The organism is Pseudomonas persica, assembly GCF_900291015.1.
Classification (GTDB): domain Bacteria; phylum Pseudomonadota; class Gammaproteobacteria; order Pseudomonadales; family Pseudomonadaceae; genus Aquipseudomonas.
The window spans coordinates 84,638-101,289 of record NZ_OLKL01000033.1 but is presented as its reverse complement, the minus strand read 5'-3'; the positions used below and the strand labels follow the sequence as shown (position 1 = coordinate 101,289).

At 64.3% G+C, this 16,652-nt stretch carries 18 protein-coding genes and 1 pseudogene; 4 read left to right on the top strand and 15 right to left on the bottom strand.

All coding sequences use genetic code 11. The features are described from left to right. The first annotated feature begins 85 nt into the window (after positions 1-85). Together FQ664_RS16030 and FQ664_RS16025 are read left to right on the top strand one after the other, a co-directional pair. Complete coding sequence (locus tag FQ664_RS16030) at positions 86-460, top strand: low affinity iron permease family protein (protein WP_144173204.1); 375 nt, start codon at positions 86-88, stop codon at positions 458-460. Between the two features lie 22 nt (positions 461-482). Next, on the top strand, positions 483-1,034 hold the full coding sequence (locus FQ664_RS16025; RefSeq protein ID WP_144173202.1) for an ATP-dependent Clp protease proteolytic subunit: 552 nt from the start codon (positions 483-485) through the stop codon (positions 1,032-1,034). Positions 1,035-1,060: 26 nt separating this feature from the next. On the opposite strand, the gene FQ664_RS16020 is transcribed toward FQ664_RS16025, so the two are convergent. Next, complete coding sequence (locus tag FQ664_RS16020) at positions 1,061-1,459, bottom strand: NUDIX hydrolase (protein WP_144173200.1); 399 nt, start codon at positions 1,457-1,459, stop codon at positions 1,061-1,063. Positions 1,460-1,691: 232 nt separating this feature from the next. Here FQ664_RS16020 and FQ664_RS16015 point away from each other — a divergent pair, with 232 nt between their 5' ends. Together FQ664_RS16015 and FQ664_RS16010 are read left to right on the top strand one after the other, a co-directional pair. Further along, positions 1,692-1,901 carry a con-10 family general stress protein gene (locus FQ664_RS16015; RefSeq protein ID WP_144173199.1) on the top strand — a complete coding sequence of 70 codons (210 nt, stop codon included), beginning with the start codon at positions 1,692-1,694 and terminating at the stop codon, positions 1,899-1,901. 68 nt (positions 1,902-1,969) lie between these two features. Beyond that, complete coding sequence (locus tag FQ664_RS16010; protein WP_144173197.1) at positions 1,970-2,239, top strand: DUF6555 family protein; 270 nt, start codon at positions 1,970-1,972, stop codon at positions 2,237-2,239. Between the two features lie 223 nt (positions 2,240-2,462). Here FQ664_RS16010 and FQ664_RS27280 read toward each other — a convergent pair whose 3' ends face one another. The 14 genes and pseudogenes from FQ664_RS27280 to paaH all read right to left on the bottom strand — a co-directional run bounded on the left by FQ664_RS27280 (position 2,463) and on the right by paaH (position 16,651). Beyond that, positions 2,463-2,633 (bottom strand): hypothetical protein, encoded by a 171-nt coding sequence (locus FQ664_RS27280; RefSeq protein ID WP_178091003.1) that lies wholly within the window; start codon positions 2,631-2,633, stop codon positions 2,463-2,465. 93 nt (positions 2,634-2,726) lie between these two features. Continuing rightward, the gene (gene paaZ / locus FQ664_RS16005; RefSeq protein WP_144173195.1) at positions 2,727-4,778 is read right to left on the bottom strand and encodes a phenylacetic acid degradation bifunctional protein PaaZ; all 2,052 of its coding nucleotides are present in this window, start codon (positions 4,776-4,778) and stop codon (positions 2,727-2,729) included. A 28-nt stretch (positions 4,779-4,806) separates the two neighbouring features. Next, entirely contained in the window at positions 4,807-6,039 is a 1,233-nt protein-coding gene (locus FQ664_RS16000; protein WP_144173193.1) for an OprD family porin, read from the bottom strand. Positions 6,040-6,076: 37 nt separating this feature from the next. Then, positions 6,077-7,645 (bottom strand): annotated as a pseudogene (locus FQ664_RS15995) (cation acetate symporter); the annotation flags it as partial. Next, positions 7,636-7,944, bottom strand: coding sequence for a DUF485 domain-containing protein (locus FQ664_RS15990; protein WP_144173189.1), 309 nt, complete (start codon positions 7,942-7,944; stop codon positions 7,636-7,638). The pseudogene FQ664_RS15995 and the gene FQ664_RS15990, both read right to left, overlap by 10 nt. Positions 7,945-8,113: 169 nt before the next feature. Further along, complete coding sequence (paaE, locus tag FQ664_RS15985; RefSeq protein WP_144173188.1) at positions 8,114-9,190, bottom strand: 1,2-phenylacetyl-CoA epoxidase subunit PaaE; 1,077 nt, start codon at positions 9,188-9,190, stop codon at positions 8,114-8,116. 15 nt (positions 9,191-9,205) lie between these two features. Continuing rightward, positions 9,206-9,739 carry a 1,2-phenylacetyl-CoA epoxidase subunit PaaD gene (gene paaD, locus FQ664_RS15980; protein WP_144173186.1) on the bottom strand — a complete coding sequence of 178 codons (534 nt, stop codon included), beginning with the start codon at positions 9,737-9,739 and terminating at the stop codon, positions 9,206-9,208. Continuing rightward, a complete protein-coding gene (paaC, locus tag FQ664_RS15975) occupies positions 9,726-10,484 on the bottom strand; it encodes a 1,2-phenylacetyl-CoA epoxidase subunit PaaC (RefSeq protein WP_144173184.1) in 759 nt (252 codons plus the stop codon). Before paaC ends, paaD begins: the two co-directional genes overlap by 14 nt. 8 nt (positions 10,485-10,492) lie before the next feature. Then, positions 10,493-10,774, bottom strand: a complete 282-nt coding sequence (gene paaB / locus FQ664_RS15970; RefSeq protein WP_004374528.1) for a 1,2-phenylacetyl-CoA epoxidase subunit PaaB — start codon at positions 10,772-10,774, stop codon at positions 10,493-10,495. A gap of 25 nt (positions 10,775-10,799) precedes the next feature. Further along, entirely contained in the window at positions 10,800-11,789 is a 990-nt protein-coding gene (paaA, locus tag FQ664_RS15965) for a 1,2-phenylacetyl-CoA epoxidase subunit PaaA (RefSeq protein ID WP_144173182.1), read from the bottom strand. A 257-nt stretch (positions 11,790-12,046) separates the two neighbouring features. Then, positions 12,047-13,366 (bottom strand): phenylacetate--CoA ligase PaaK, encoded by a 1,320-nt coding sequence (gene paaK / locus FQ664_RS15960; protein WP_144173180.1) that lies wholly within the window; start codon positions 13,364-13,366, stop codon positions 12,047-12,049. Positions 13,367-13,487: 121 nt separating this feature from the next. Then, positions 13,488-14,708 carry a 3-oxoadipyl-CoA thiolase gene (pcaF, locus tag FQ664_RS15955; RefSeq protein WP_144173178.1) on the bottom strand — a complete coding sequence of 407 codons (1,221 nt, stop codon included), beginning with the start codon at positions 14,706-14,708 and terminating at the stop codon, positions 13,488-13,490. After that, positions 14,701-15,141 carry a hydroxyphenylacetyl-CoA thioesterase PaaI gene (paaI, locus tag FQ664_RS15950; protein ID WP_144173176.1) on the bottom strand — a complete coding sequence of 147 codons (441 nt, stop codon included), beginning with the start codon at positions 15,139-15,141 and terminating at the stop codon, positions 14,701-14,703. The genes pcaF and paaI overlap by 8 nt, the downstream gene beginning before the upstream one ends. Continuing rightward, complete coding sequence (paaH, locus tag FQ664_RS15945; RefSeq protein WP_144173174.1) at positions 15,134-16,651, bottom strand: 3-hydroxyacyl-CoA dehydrogenase PaaH; 1,518 nt, start codon at positions 16,649-16,651, stop codon at positions 15,134-15,136. Before paaH ends, paaI begins: the two co-directional genes overlap by 8 nt. Position 16,652 lies beyond the last annotated feature (1 nt).

The following is a 16,652-nucleotide window of genomic DNA, read 5'->3' as shown; positions in this document are numbered from 1 at the left end:
GACCAACGGGAAAAGCTGATGCCGCGTTGAACTTTGCGGCCCGCGACGTTTCCACCGCATACCTGCTACGAGGAAGGGCGCCAGGATGAAATTCGACCGTTTCGCCCAGTGGCTGGCCAATTGGGCCGGCCGCCCGCTGACCTTTGCCATCGCCTGCCTGCTGATCCTGAGCTGGGCAGTGACCGGGCCGTTGTTCGGCTTCAACGACACCTGGCAACTGGTGATCAACACCTCGACCACCATCATCACTTTCCTCATGGTGTTCCTGATCCAGAACACCCAGAACCGCGACAACGACGAACTGCACATCAAGATCGACGAGTTGTTGCGCACCACCCAACGGGCGCACAAGGCGTTGCTGGACCTTGAAGACATGGATCCGGCCGAGCTGCATGCCCTGCGCAAGCAGTACCGACAGATGGCCGGGCAGGGTGACGATGCGCAGAAGACCAAGGAATGAGCTGCCAACCCTGGAGGCAAGCATGGCCAGACATATTGTCCACTTCACCGGGCCCATCAATTCATCCACCTGCGGCAACCTGATCAACACCTGCTCGCGGGCGCTGCAGCAGGGGGCCGAGGTCCTGCAACTGAACATTGCCACCATGGGCGGCGAGTGCAGTTACGGGTTTACCTTGTACAACTTTCTGCGGGCGTTACCGGTCGAGGTGCATACCCACAACCTGGGCACGGTGGAATCCATGGGCAACATCCTGTTCCTGGCCGGGGACCGGCGCACGGCATGCAGTTACAGCAAGTTCCTGTTCCATCCGTTCCACTGGACCTTGCACGGCTCGGTGGACCATTCACGCATGGCCGAATATGCGATGAGCCTGGACTATGACCTGCGGCTGTATGCGCAGATCGTCGCCGAGCGGACCGAGGGGGCGGCCGAGGTGCTGGATGTGCCTAGGTATCTGATGGCCTACCCGCGCATCCTCGGGCCACGGGAGGCCCTGGAGAACGGGATGATCCACGCCATCGATGAGATGCCGATCGAGCTGGAGACGTGTCAGTGGAATGTGCATGCCTAGCGCTTGCCGGTGCCGGTAAAGCAGATCTACCGCACAGACGCCGCAATGGCCCGGTCACAGGCGAACAACGAGCGGATCAGCAGCTTGATTTCATCCTTGAGTACCGGCACCTGGTCCAGATGGGCAAACCGGCAATCGGCAATCTCATGCAGGGCCTTGGGATGCGGCGTATCGGCGAACTCTGCCTCGAACACGTAGTGCACGCGTTCTGCCGCTTCATGGCGCATCAACAAGGTCAGCGTCTCGGCCTGTAACCCGGTTTCTTCCCACAACTCACGCTCCGCTGCCTGCACCGGTGTCTCGCCGGGCTCGATCTTGCCGCCGGGCAGAGTCCAGGCGGCGTTGGGCTTTCTCACCCACAACCACTTATGGGTTTGCTTGCCATGCCGGCAGATGATGGTGGCGCGATGCTTGACGGGCTTCATTCAGGCTCCTGGGCGAATCCCTTATTCCATGAAGATTCGGCCCCAGGCGGCAATAAACGTTGCGTTTAAGGTGACGAACGGTCGCTGTGGCACCAATGTTTTGCCCGCGAGTGTTTCGTGCCACACGTCGCTTGAGTGCAAAACCGTTGAGCAGAGCCGGTGTTCGAGGGTTCGGAACCAAGGTAAGGCGCAGATCGATGCGCCCCGGCAAACCATCGCAAGGAGAAACTACATGGCGCAGGACCAAGAACGCACCAGTCGGCGTGGCGGCAACAAGCAAACCAACCCAGGCAACTTCGCCAACGACCGGGAGCGGGCCTCCCGCGCCGGGCACAAGGGCGGCCAGGTTTCTGGCGGCAATTTTGCCAATGACCGCCAACGGGCATCGGACGCCGGCCGCAAGGGTGGGCAGAACAGCCACGGTGGAGATCGCCATCGGTGATTTTTTGAATTTTCCGAGCATATCCCGATCAATCAGGATGTCATCCATGGAGAAAAGGAGGCCTCTAGATGCCTGGTCCACAGCTATACATCATCGATTACCAACTGCACGGCCAGCCGCGCAGTTTCATTATCCGTCTGGAGCAACTGGACAATGCCGAGGCCTGGCATTGGGCAAGTTGCGATGCGGGCATCGGCATCATTCCCAAGTTCGGGCGCGAGAAGATCCGCAAGGTCAGTCGGCCGATGGCCGAGCGCTACGGGATTACCGCCGTGAGCTGGCGTGTGTCGGGGGGCAAACCGAATCGGTCGGTGGGGGGGCCGGCGGCGATGCTGTGATTATTACGAACCTCAGCTGTTCCGCGGGCACGCCCGCTCTCATAGAACTGCACATAACTCGTTGAATTAGCAGGGCCCCTGTGGGACCGGCTTTAGCCGCGAACACCGGTGTAGCCGGTGCCATCCACCGCGTTGGATTGTTCGCGGCTAAAGCCGCTCCCACAGGGTACGCGGACCACTGGCGAACTCGGGGCGGACAGCCAGGTTTCGAATGCACTGAAAATCAGGCACCGGACTCGGGGTCGCTAGCCGGTACCCCGGGGCGGTTCTCTTCATCTTCGGTTACATTGGGGGTTGCATCCGCGTCGTCGGCCCGGTCGTTGCGCCGCTCTGGGTCAAGCTCTGGCCAGTCATCCTGTGCGCTGCCACCGCCCATCCTCAGTAAGTCGTTCATCTCGCAATCCTCATGCTCGGTACTCATAGCATAAGAACTGCAACGGCCAGGAGAGGTCGGTTGGATGCCGACCGCCCCTGACCAACGGTGCCGTCAGGGCCTTTTCAGCACCAGGGTGAGGATGTCGTAGCTGGCGACCAGCTCACCCAGCTGGTTGGTCACCTCCACATCCCACGCCACCACACCCTGCGGCTGGCCAAGCGGGCTGGTCTTGCCCTGGTCGATCTTGCGCTTGCAGGTCAGGCGCGCCTGGATGGTGTCGCCGATGCCCACCGGGTTGATGAAGCGCAGGGTATCCAGGCCGTAGTTGGCCAGAACCGGGCCTGCAGCGGGGGAGACGAACAGCCCGGCTGCAGCCGACAGCACGAAGTAGCCGTGGGCAATGCGCTTGCCGAACTGCGATTGCCTGGCGGCGATCTCGTCGAAGTGCATGTAGAAATGGTCGCCCGACAGGCAGCCGAAGTTGACCAGGTCGGCTTCGGTCACGGTACGGCGGTGGGTGAGCAGCGACTCGCCGATGCGCAGTTGCTCGAAATAGCGGCGGAACGGGTGCACTTCGGTTTCGATCACCTCGCCACCGCGCACGTATTCGCCGGTTACCGCCGTGAGCATGCTCGGCGAACCCTGTACCGCGGCGCGTTGCAGGTAGTGTTTGACGGCACGCAGGCCTCCCAGTTCCTCACCACCACCGGCGCGGCCCGGGCCACCGTGCTTGAGCTGCGGCAATGGCGAGCCATGGCCGGTGGATTCCTTGGCCGCCTCGCTGTCGAGTACCAGCAGGCGGCCATGCCAGGCAGCGGCCACCGGGATGGCCTTGGCCGCTACACTGCGGTCGGCGGTGACCAGGGTCGCCACCAGGCTGCCTTTGCCACGCGCGGCCAGCGCCAGGGCTTCGTCGAGGTCGTCATAGGCCATCAGCGTGCTGACCGGGCCGAACGCTTCGATATCGTGGGCACCGCCTTCAGCATGCGGGTCACGGGCTTGCAGCAGGGTCGGAGCAAAGAACGCGCCCTCCGCCACACCTTCGCCACGCGGTGCAAAACCATCGCTGGCGCCGAACAGCTGGTCGCAGCTGTGCAGCAGGCTGCGCACGCGTTCGGCCACATCGTGCTGCTGGTCGTGGGAAGCCAGGGCGCCCATGCGCACACCTTCCAGCGACGGGTCACCGACCACCACCTTGCTCAGCCGCTCGCGCAGGCGCGTGGCAACGGCGTCGATGTGCCTGGCCGGTACGATGGCGCGGCGGATGGCGGTGCATTTCTGCCCGGCCTTGGTGGTCATTTCGCGGACCACCTCCTTGATGTACAGGTCGAACTCTTCGCTGTCCGGGGTCACGTCCGGGCCGAGGATGGCGCAGTTCAGCGAATCGGCTTCGGCAGTGAACGGCACCGAGTTACGTACCAGGTTCGGTGTGACGCGCAACTTGGCGGCGGTGTCGGCGGAACCGGTGAAGGTCACCAGGTCCTGGCCTTGCAGGCGGTCGAGCAGGTCGCCGGTGCTGCCGATCACCAGTTGCAGGCTGCCTTCGGGCAACAGGCCGGATGCATTCATCAGGCGCACCACGGCCTCGGTCAGGTAGCTGGTCGAGGTCGCCGGCTTGACGATGCACGGCATGCCGGCGAGGAAGGTCGGGGCGAACTTCTCCAGCATGCCCCAGATAGGGAAGTTGAAGGCATTGATGTGCACCGCCACCCCGGCGCGCGGCACCAGGATGTGGCTGCCGGCGAAATGGCCTTGCTTGCCCAGCGGGATGGCCGGGCCTTCGTGCATCAGGTTGCCCGATGGCAACTCACGGCTGCCGATGCCCGCATAGGAGAACAGTGTGGCGTTGCCACCTTCGATGTCGATCCAGCTATCGGCACGGGTGGCACCGCTGTGGTGGGACAGGGCGTAGAGCTGTTCCTTGTGCTCGGCCAGGTACAGGGCCAGCGCCTTCAGGCGGGCGGCGCGTTGCTGGAAGTCCATGGCCATCAGCGCGGCCAGGCCACGCGCGCGGGCAAAGTCCACGGCTTCGGCGAAGTCCGGGCGTTCTTCGTGGCTGTAGGCCAGGACGTGGCCGTCCAGGGCGCTGCGCAGGGCCTGGGCGCCGTGCTGGCCGAGCCAGCGGCCGGCGATGAAGCTTTGCAGGGTAGGGGCGGCAGACATGCTGTTCTCCAATGTAGAAGGGGCGCTGTTACCACAGCGCCACGGTGTAGCCGATGATCAGGCGGTTTTCGTCCACGGCGTTGCTCAGGCCATTGCCTGAGCGGAAGGTGACGTTGCGCCAGCGCAGGCTGACGTCCTTGAACGGGCCGCTCTGGATGACATAGGTGATGTCGGTGTCGCGCTCACGCTCACGGCCATTGCTGACGGTGGCGGTTTCGGCGTGGCGGCCATCGGTGTAGCGGCTCATGAAGCTCAGACCGGGAATGCCCATGGCAACGAAGTCGTAGTCGTAGCGCACCTGCCACGAGTCCAGCCCGGCGCGGGTGAAGGTGTTGTAGGTGACTAGGTTGACGGTGAACGGGTCGCCGCCGTTCACGAACGGGAAGGCACTGTCGCCGGACATCTGCTGCCAGGTGGCGGTGAACTTGTGGGCCCGCACGCCGAGGGTGAACATGGCGTTGAAGTTACGGTTGTCGATGGTGCCGGCGCGTTCGGCGCCGTCGTTGCGGCTGTCGAAGTAGCGCAGGTCGGTGCGCAGGCTCAGGCCTTCACCCAGCGGGCGGGTATCGACCAGGCCGACGAACTGCTGGCGGTAGATGTCCTCGAGCTTGGCGTAGTAATAGCTGACGCTGGTTTGCGGGGTGATGGCGTAGCTGCCACCGCCGAAGTCCAGGTGGTCGCTGCTGGCGGCGCCGTAGCCGATGTCGTCGCGGCCCGAGGAGTCGCGCAGGTTGGCCTTGGTCAGGCGGCCGGCGTTGAAGGTCAGGCCGGCCAGGTCCTGGCTGGTGAGCAGCCCGCCCTGGAAAGTCGAGGCCAGCAGGCGGGTGTCGTTGTACACCACCACTGGCAGGATCGGTTGCAAGGTGCCCAGACGCAGGGTGCTCTTGGCCACCCGCACCTTGCCAGTCAGGCCCAGTTCGCTGTAGTTATCGACCGGTTCATGGCTGTTGGGGCCGAAGGGCAGCAGGCCGGTATTGCGGCGGTCGCGGCTGGAGTCGAGCTTTATGCCCAGCTGGCCCATGGCGTCTGCACCAAAACCGACCGGGCCTTCGGTGAAGCCCGACTCCAGCTTGGCGGTAAAGCCCTGGCCCCATTCCTCGGCCTTGGCCTGCGCTGCGTTGCTCTGGCGGAAGTCGCGGTTGAGGTAGTGATTACGCAGCTCCAGCCGGGCGTGGCTGTCGCCGATGAAATCCGCCATGGCCGGCAACGGCAGGGCGAGGCTGGCCAGCCAGGCGGCCGAAATGAAGTGCGTGCGGTTCATTGTTGTTTTACCCGACATGGTTGTTCTTCCCTGAAGGTCAGTGCTTGCTGGCGCCGGCAGCGCCGATACCGGTCATGGAGCGGATGAACTGGGCCAGGTAGCGGCCACGTTCCTGATTGGCGCGCTCGGAGCTGTCAGTGACCGAGAACACCCAGGCGCCGAGGAAGGCCAGGCTCATGGAGAACAGCGCCGGGTTGCTGTAGGGGAACAGCGCCTGTTCGTTATGCAGCACGTTGACCCACACCGCCGGGCCCAATATCACCAGCAGCACCGCCGAGACCAGGCCAGCCATGCTGCCGCACACCGCACCGCGAGTGGTCAGGCCTTTCCAGAACATCGAGAGCAGCAACACCGGGAAGTTGACCGAGGCCGCCACTGCCAGCACCAGGCCGGAGAGGAAGGCGATGTTCTGCGACTCGAACATCAGGCCGAGGATGACCGCCAACAGGCCGATCAGCAGGGTGGCGATGCGCGACACGCGCATTTCCTCTTGCTCGCTGGCCTTGCCCTGGCGCACCACACAGGCGTACAGGTCGTGGGAAACGGCCGATGCACCGGACAGCGCCAGGCCGGCGACCACGGCAAGGATGGTGGCGAAGGCCACAGCGGAGATGAAACCGAGGAACAGATTGCCACCTACGGCCTGGGCCAGGTGCACGGCGACCATGTTGCCACCGCCGATGATCGCGCCGGTGGCGTCACGGTAGGACGGCTCGGTGCCGACCATGACGATGGCACCAAAGCCGATGACGATCAGCAGCAGGTAGAAGTAGCCGATGAACCCGGTGGCATAGAACACGCTCTTGCGCGCTTCCTTGGCATCGCTGACGGTGAAGAAGCGCATCAGGATATGCGGCAGGCCGGCGGTCCCGAACATCATGCCCAGGCCCAGGGAAATGGCGTCCACCGGGTTGGACAGCAAGCCGCCCGGGGCCATGATCGCCTGGCCTTTGGCATGCACGGCCACGGCGCTGGCGAACATCGCCTCGGTGCTGAAGCCGAAATGCTTGAGCACCATGAAGGCCATGAAGGTGGTGCCCAACAGCAGCATCACTGCCTTGATGATCTGCACCCAGGTGGTGGCGAGCATGCCGCCGAAGGTGACGTAGGCGACCATCAGTACGCCGACCAGCATCACTGCGTACAGGTAGCTGATGCCGAACAGCAGCTCGATCAGCTTGCCGGCACCGACCATCTGCGCTACCAGGTACATCAGCGCCACCACCAGGGTGCCGAAGGCCGAGGTCAGGCGCACCGGGGTTTGCGCCAGGCGGTAGCTGACCACGTCGGCGAAGGTGTACTTGCCCAGGTTACGCAGGCGTTCGGCAATCAGGAACAGGATGATCGGCCAGCCGGCCAGTACGCCCAGGGCATACAGCAGCCCGTCGTAGCCGTTCATGAACATCATTGCCGAAATGCCCAGGAACGACGCGGCGCTGATCATGTCGCCAGCGATCGCCAGGCCGTTCTGCATGCCGGTCAGGCCCCCGCCAGCGGTGTAGAAGTCGCTGGCCGAGCGGGTGCGCATGGCCGCCCAGCGGGTGACCAGCAGGGTGAAGCAGACGAACACCATGAACATCGAGATGGCGGTCCAGTTCATTGTGCGCACTCCTGCTTGACCTTGTCGTTGAGCGGGTCGAGCACGTTGTTGGCGCGGTGCACGTAGATGCCGGTGAGGGCGAAGGACAGTAGCACCATCAGCACGCCGACCAGCATGCCGACGGTGGTCACGCCACCGCTGAGGGACTGGCCGAGGGTGCTGGGGGAAAACGCCACCAGCAGGACGAAGCCGTAGTAGATCACCAGCATGGCCAAGGTCAGGCTGCCGTTGAGGCGACGTTTGCGCTGCACCAGGTGCTGGAAATCGGGGTGGTTGGCGATGCTTGCGATGCGTTCGGGTGTCATGGGTTGCGATCTCTGGGTGTTGTAATTGTTTTGTTGAGGTCACGCGGGTGTTGCGGTGTTGCTGATGGCCCTATCGCCGGCAAGCCAGTTCCCACAGGGATTGCACAAGGCCTGAGGGCAGCGCTCTAGTTGTGGGAGCTGGCTTGCCGGCGATGAGGGCGACTCGGTCTCAAAGCTGGTCGAAATCGAGCACTACCTTGTCGCTCACCGGGTAGGTCTGGCACGACAGCACATACCCGGCCGCTACTTCGTAGTCCTCCAGGGCATGGTTGCTGTCCATTTCCACTTCGCCTTCGATTACCCGACACTTGCAGGTCGAGCACACGCCGGCCTTGCACGAATAAGGCAGCTCGGCGCCGATGGCATTGCCGGCGTCCAGCACGTTCTGGGTGTTGCGTGGCAGGTCGAAGGTGAGGGCGCGGCCGTCGCTGATCACGGTGATGTGGCTGAGCGCCGAGTCCACCTGGCGCTCAGCCTCGCGGGCTTCACGGCGGGCTTCGCTGCCGGCGGCGGCGAACAGCTCGAAATGGATGCGTTCCTTGGCCAGGCCATTGGCCCGCAGGCTGTTGCGCACCGTCTCGGTCATCGCCTGCGGGCCGCAGATGAATGCGGCATCCAGGCTGGCAACGTCCATCCAGCGCGAAAACAACTGGCCGCACTTGTCGGCATCGATGCGGCCGTTGTACAGGTCGACATCCTGCTGCTCGCGGCTGAATACGAAAATCAGGTTCAGGCGCTCGAGGTAGCGGTTCTTCAGGTCTTCCAGCTCGTCGCGGAACAATGCCCCAGAGCTGGAACGGTTGCCGTACAGCAGGGTGAAGCGGCTATGTGGCTCGCTGGCCAGGGTAGTGGCGATGATCGACAGGATCGGGGTAATCCCGCTGCCGGCCGCCACGCCCAGGTAGTTGCCCTGGCGGGCCGGGTCCAGCGGCACGAAGAAACTGCCCGACGGTGGCATCACTTCCAGCTGCTGACCGGCCTTGAGCACGTCATTGGCAAATGCCGAGAAGCGCCCGCCCGGTACGCGCTTGACCGCCACACGCAGTTCGCCGTCCTGCACGGCGCTGCAGATGGAATAGGAACGGCGGACTTCTTCGTTGTCCAACTGGGTACGCATGACCAGGTACTGGCCTTGGGTGAAACGGAACTGCGCCTGCAGGTGCTCGGGCACGTCGAAGGCAATCGACACCGCATCGCGGGTCTCGTTGCGTACTTGCTTGATGGTCAGGCTGTGAAACTGGCTCATGGCGTTCTCCACGGCTCAAATGCATTTGAAATAGTCGAACGGCTCCAGGCACTCGCGGCAGCGGTACAGCGCCTTGCAGGCCGTGGAGCCGAACTGGCTGAGCAATTCGGTATGGGCGCTGCCGCACTGCGGACAGCACACCTGGGGCGCCTCACCGAGCAGGCTGCGTTTGCTGGTGCTGCCCTGTGGCGGGGCAATGCCATAGGCGCGCAGGCGCTCGCGGCCCAGTTCGCTGATCCAGTCAGTGCTCCAGGCCGGGGTCAGCCGGCGCTCAAGAATCGGCGCGGGAAAACCGGCCAGTTCCAGCGCCTGGCGGATATCGCCCTCGATCACCTCGGTGGCCGGGCAGCCGGAGTAGGTCGGGGTGACCACCAGGTGCAGGTGCCCGGCGTGCCAGTCGAGATCACGCACGATCCCCAGGTCGACCACGCTGACCACGGGCACTTCCGGGTCCATGACCTGGGCCAGTACCGCCCAGGCTCGGGCCAGGTCGTCGCTTTGTTGCGCGCGGCCCCCACGGTCGCCGGCAATCAGCTCACCAGGTTGCATCGGGGTACGCCCTTGGCAGGAACTGCATCTCGGCCAGCAGCAGGCCGAGGTGCTCGGTGTGCAGGCCTTTGCGACCGTCCAGGTAAAAGTGGTTGGCGGCCTTGGGCAGCGGCAGCTCGACCGCAGAGAAGGTCTCGGCGACCTGCTTGAGCCAGGCCGCACCGACGGCCGCCGGGTCGGCGCCGACACCCGCTTGCGCCAGGTGCACTTCATTGTCGCTACCGGCGGCCAGTTCGACGGTGAAGCGCCACAGTGCCGGGATGGCCGCGAGCATGCGCTGGCGGCTTTCTTCGGTACCGCCGCCGAGGCGTTGCACCCATTCGCTGGAGCGGCGCAGGTGGTAGGTGACTTCCTTCACGGCCTTGGCGGCGATACCGGCGATACGCTCGTCGTTCGAGTCGACCAGGCCCTGAAGCACGGCGAAATGCCAGGCGTCATAGAAGAACTGCTTGGTCATGGTCACGGCGAAATCGCTGTTGGGCTGCTCGACCAGCAGCAGGTTGCGATAGGCCCGCTCGTCACGGCGGAAGGCCAGGGCGTCGGCGTCACGGCCATCATCGAGCAACTCGGCGGCGTACTCCAGCCAGTTGCGCGCCTGACCGACCAGGTCGAGGCCGACGTTCATCAGGGCCAGCTCTTCTTCGATGGCCGGGGCGCGGCCACACCATTCGCAGAGGCGCTGGCCCTGCACCAGGGCACTGTCGCCAAGCAGCAGCAGGTAGGGGATAAGGGCTTCGTTGTGCATGGCCAACCTCACATGTGTCCGACTTCGTCGGGCAGCTCGTAGAAGCTGGCATGGCGGTAGACCTTGTCGTCCGACGGGGCGAACAGCGGGTCTTTCTCGTCGGGCGAGGAGGCGGTGATCAGTGCCGAGGGCACCACCCACAGGCTCACGCCTTCGCTGCGACGGGTATACAGCTCGCGGGCGTTTTCGATGGCCATGGCAGCATCGGCGGCGTGCACGCTGCCGACATGCTTGTGGTTAAGGCCGTGCTTGCTGCGCACGAACACTTCGTAGAGGGTCCAGACAGACATTTTCGATCTCCGCATCAATCGCCGCTCAGGCGGCGTTCTTGTTCTGTTGCTTGCGCGCGTAGGCCACGGCGGCCTCGCGTACCCAGGCGCCGTCCTCGATGGCCTTGCGCCGGGTGGCGACCCGTTCCTGGTTGCACGGGCCATTGCCCTTGATCACTTCGTAGAACTCGTCCCACTGGATTTCGCCGAAGTCGTAGTGGCCGCGCTCGGCGTTCCACTTCAGCTTGGGGTCCGGGGCGGTGCAGCCGAGCAGTTCGAGCTGCGGCACGGTCTGGTCGATGAAGCGCTGGCGCAGTTCATCGTTGGTCTGGCGCTTGATCTTCCAGGCCATGGACTGGGCGCTGTTGGGGGAATGCTCGTCGCTGGGGCCGAACATCATCAGGGCCGGCCACCACAGGCGGTTGATCGCGTCCTGGACCATGTCGCGCTGGGCCTGGGTGCCGTGGCGCATCATGGTCAGGAGGATTTCGTAGCCCTGGCGCTGGTGAAAGCTCTCTTCCTTGCAGATGCGGATCATCGCCCGCGAGTACGGGCCGTAGGAGGTGCGCTGCAGCACCACCTGGTTGACGATGGCGGCGCCATCCACCAGCCAGCCCACTGCGCCCATGTCGGCCCAGCTGAGGGTGGGGTAGTTGAAGATGCTCGAGTACTTGGCCTTGCCGCTGTGCAGCTTGGCGATTTCTTCGTCACGGTCGGCGCCCAGGGTTTCCATGGCGCTGTACAGGTACAGGCCGTGGCCGGCTTCGTCCTGGATCTTGGCCATCAGCTGCAGCTTGCGCTTGAGGCTGGGGGCGCGGGTGACCCAGTTGCCTTCGGGCAGCATGCCGACGATTTCCGAGTGGGCGTGCTGGGAGATCTGCCGGATCAGGGTCTGGCGGTAGGCCTCGGGCATCCAGTTCTTGGCTTCGATCTTGATTTCGGCGTCGATCTTTTCCTGGAAGTTGCGCTCTTCGGGCGACATCTCTTCCAGCGACTTGATGCGCTTGACTCCGGTTTCCACTAGCTGTGCGTACATGTGCTGCGACTCCTGCTAAGGCATGAGTCATTTGTAAGCGATACAAAACATAACGTCAAACAGTTTTATATGTATCGAATAAGATTTGTGTATCACATTGGTGGCCCTTTCGCGGGCAAACCCGCTCCCACAGGTCATGTGTAACCACCAAGCCCGATGCGATTCGTGTGGGAGCGGGTTTACCCGCGAAGAGGCCAACTGGAAAAACGCAAAAAAAACCCCGGACGATGCCGGGGCAGAAAAGGCAGCCGAATGAATCAGCTGGCCAACCGTTTGTCGAACACGTGGCAGGCCTTGCCCTCGGAACGCTTGAGCGTGCCGCAGGGCTGCAGGCGCACCTGGGTGCTGATGCCGATATAGGTCTTGATCTGCCGAGTCAGCTCCGCGGTCAACAGCTTGCGCTGGCCTTCATCGAGGTGCTGGCACTCCGTACGCAGCTCCACATGTACCTCGACACTGTCCAGGTTGCCATTGCGATACAGATGAATCTCATAAAGCTCTGAAAGCTGTTTTATTTTAAGAACCTGCTCCTCGATCTGGGTCGGGAACACGTTGACCCCGCGAATGATCAGCATGTCATCGCTGCGGCCAGTGATCTTGCCGATCCGGCGCATCGGTCGGGCGGTGCCGGGTAGCAGGCGAGTGAGGTCGCGGGTGCGGTAGCGCACCATTGGCAACGCTTCCTTGCTCAGCGAGGTGAACACCAGTTCGCCCAGCTGGCCATCCGGCAGCACCGCGCCGGTGACCGGGTCGATAATCTCGGGGTAGAAATGGTCTTCCCAGATGGTCGGACCATCCTTGGTTTCGATGCACTCCATCGCCACCCCTGGCCCCATGATTTCCGACAGGCCATAAATGTCGAGGGCATCGATGCCCAGCCGTTGCTCGATCGAGCGACGCAGTTCGTCGGTCCACGGTTCGGCGCCGAATATGCCCAGGCGCAACTTGAGGTCGTGCGGGTCGATGCCCTGGCGCTCGATCTCGTCGGCCAGGTTGAGCATGTAGGAGGGGGTGACCATGATGATGTCGGGCTGGAAGTCGCGAATCAGCTGCACCTGCTTCTCGGTCTGGCCACCGGACATGGGGATCACCGTGCAGCCCAGGCGCTCGGCACCGTAATGCGCGCCAAGCCCGCCGGTGAACAGGCCGTAGCCGTAGGAGACATGCACCTTGTCCCCCTTGCGCCCTCCAGCGGCGCGGATCGAGCGGGCGACGACATTGGCCCAGGTGTCGATGTCGTTCTGGGTGTAGCCGACCACCGTCGGCTTGCCGGTGGTGCCGCTGGAAGCGTGCAGGCGCACCACCTCCTGCTGGGGCACGGCGAACATGCCGTAGGGGTAGTTGTCGCGCAGGTCGTTCTTGCCGGTGAAGGGAAACTTCGCCAGGTCTTCGAGGCACGTGAGGTCGCCGGGGTGAGCGCCGCACTCGGCAAAGCGCTGGCGATACAGCGGCACATTGTCATAGGCGTGCTTCAGGCTCCAGCGCAGGCGCTCCAGCTGATGCTGGCGCAGGGCGTCGACGCTGGCGGTTTCCATCGGGTCCAGCAGGGCACGATCGGCATCATGGTACATGTTCATGGCTTCACTCGAATTGTTCTTGTACGCCGCGCGGTAGCGGTTGCAGGCCGCGCGGTGAGTGTCATGGACGCAGCATATACGGCTGCATTCGGTTCGGTAACACGCCGATGGTCTGAACCGCTCAGAGGCGTTCGATGACCATCGCGATGCCCTGGCCAACGCCGATGCACATGGTGCACAGGGCATAACGTCCGGCGGTTTCTTCCAGCTCGTGCAGCGCGGTGGTGACCAGGCGTGCGCCGCTCATGCCCAGCGGGTGGCCCAGGGCGATGGCACCGCCGTTGCGGTTGACCCGTTCGTCGTCGTCGCCCAGGCCGAGCTCGCGCAATACCGCAAGGCCTTGGGCGGCAAAGGCCTCGTTGAGCTCGATGACGTCCATGTCGGCCAGCGACAACCCGGTAAGCGCCAGCACCTTGCGGGTAGCCGGCACCGGGCCGATGCCCATCAACCGTGGTTCGACCCCGGCCACCGCCATGCCGACGATGCGGCCGCGGGCCTTCAGACCATGGCGGTGGGCGGCTTTGCTGCTGGCCAGCAGCAAAGCGCAGGCCCCGTCGTTGACCCCGGAGGCATTGCCGGCGGTGACGCTACCGCCGTCGCGGAACGGGGTACCAAGCCTGGCCAGTTGTTCCAAGGTGGTGTCGCCGCGGGGATGTTCGTCGTGTTCGACCACTTTGGCCGGGCCTTTGCGCTGCGGGATCTCGACCGGCACGATTTCCCGTGCCAGGCGCCCGCGCGCCTGGGCGGCGGCGGCCTTGTGCTGGCTGCGCAGGGCAAAGGCATCCTGGTCGGCGCGGGAAATACCGAACTGCTGCGCAACGTTCTCGGCTGTTTCCGGCATCGAGTCGGTACCGAAGGCCGCCTTCATCAGCGGGTTGACGAAACGCCAGCCGATGGTGGTGTCGAAGAGTTCGGCCGCGCGGCCGAACGCCTGCTCCGATTTGCCCATGACGAACGGCGCGCGAGACATCGACTCCACGCCGCCGGCCAGCATCAAGCCGGCTTCGCCGCAGCGCAGGGCGCGGGCCGCATAGCCGATGGCGTCCAGGCCGGAACCGCACAGACGGTTTATGGTAGTGCCCGGCACTTCGATCGGTAGCCCGGCCAACAAGCTGGCCATGTGCGCTACGTTGCGGTTGTCCTCGCCCGCCTGGTTGGCACAGCCGAGGACAACGTCGTCGATGGCTTTCCAGTCCAGTTCGGGGTGGCGCTGGATCAAGGCCTTGAGCGCGATGGCGGCCAGGTCATCGGCGCGCACGCCGCTCAAGGCCCCGGCATAACGGCCAATGGGTGTGCGCACGGCGTCGATGATCAAGGCATCGGCCAGGGTGTGTTCAGTCATCTTGCGTCTCCTGCGCCAGCACGGTGCCGCGCACTTTGTAGGATTTGCCATGGAACATCGCCACCAGCTCACCGCGCTGGTTCTCGATGCGGACGTCGTACAGGCCGGTGCGGCCCTTGCGGCTGACTTCGGTGGCACGGGCAGTGAGCACGTCATCCCTCAGCGCTGGCGCGAGGTAGTCGATGCTGCAGCCCAGGGCGACGGTGGCCTGGTCGTAGCTGTTGCAGGCGAAGGCAAACGCCGAATCAGCCAGGGCGAACAGGAAGCCACCATGGCAGGTACCATGGCCCTGGATCATGTCGGCGCGTACCGGCATGCGCAGGCACGCCTTACCTGGGCCGGCCTCCAGCAGGCGGATGCCCAGGCCCTGAGTGGCCTGGTCGCGGGCGTACATGGCGTCGGCACAGGCTTGTGCCAGTTCGACTTCAGTCATGCCAGGTGCCTCCTTTGGCTTCGCAGCGGCGTAACAGCAGGGAAGCGCGGTAGCGGCTTTCGCCGTAGCTGCGCTGCAGGTTGTCGAGCACGCGCAGGGTGTAGGGGAGGCCGATGTTCGTGGCCCAGGCCAGCGGACCGCAGGGGTAATTGACCCCCGCGCGCATGGCCAGGTCGATGTCGGCGGCACTGCCGACGCCTTGCAGCACGGCATCGGCGGCCTCGTTGGCAAGCATCGCCACGGTACGCAGCACCACCAGGCCGGGCAGGTCGGCGACCGCCGTTACCTTCAGGCCGGCACGTTGCAGCAAGGCCACAGCTTGGTCGCGGGCATTGTCGCTGGTGTCGGCCGACCAGCTGATGGCGAGACGGGTGGTGGTGGTGTAGTCGAGAGCCAGGTCGAGCAGCACCAGGTTGCGCAGGCCGTCTTCCCGGGCGCGCTGGCTGGCCAGGCGGCCGTCGGACAGCGCTAGGGTGGCATCGCCCACCTGGATCAGGCCGCTGCCGGCGCGCTGGGTCACGGCGAGGCCGCTTTGGCGCAGGCGCTCGACCAGCGGCTGCATCACCCCCAGGTCGCCTTCGACGACGCAGCTTTCGACCAGGGCGCAGCTATGCAGTTCGGCTGGCTGTGGGCGTTCGGCGCCTTCGCCATAGCTATAGAAGCCTTGCCCGGTCTTGCGCCCGAGACGGCCGGCGTCCACCAGCTCTTTTTGCACCAGCGAAGGCTGGAAGCGGAAGTCACCATAGAAAGCATCGAACACCGAGCAGGTGACGGCGTAATTGACATCGTGGCCGATCAGGTCGGTGAGTTCGAACGCGCCCATGCGGAAACCACCGGCGTCACGCAGCAGCGCATCAAGGCTGGCGCAATCGGCTGCGCCTTCCTGCAGCAGGCGCAGGCTTTCAGCGTAAAACGGCCGTGCCACACGATTGACGATGAAACCCGGCGTGGAGCGCGTGTGTACCGGCTGCTTGCCCCAGGCCTGGGCGGTGGCATGAATGCACGCGGCAACGGCCGGGGCGGTGGCCAGGCCTGAGACCACTTCGACCAGGGCCATCAGCGGTGCCGGGTTGAAGAAGTGCATGCCGACCACCTGCTGCGGGCGTTTCAGTCCGGCGGCAAGGCTGGTGACGGAAAGCGACGAGGTGTTGCTGGCGAGGATGCAGTCGGCGGCGCACAAGGCTTCCAGCTGGTTGAACAGCGCCTGCTTGACCTGCAGGTTCTCGATGATGGCCTCGATCACCAGGCGAGCATCGGCCAAAGCTTCCAGGGCGTCCACCGGGCACAGCCGGGCGCTGATCGCTTCCCGCTCAGAGGCCTGCAACTTGCCTTTTTCCACCAGCCGGGCAAGTTGCCGGTCAATACCGGCCACGGCTTGGGCTGCAGCGCCAGGACGGTTGTCGTAGAGCTTTACCGAGTGCCCGGCCTGGGCCGCGACCTGGGCGATGCCTGCCCCCATGGCGCCCGCACCGATCACCGCCACCTGCGCATTGCTTGCGAGTGCACTCATG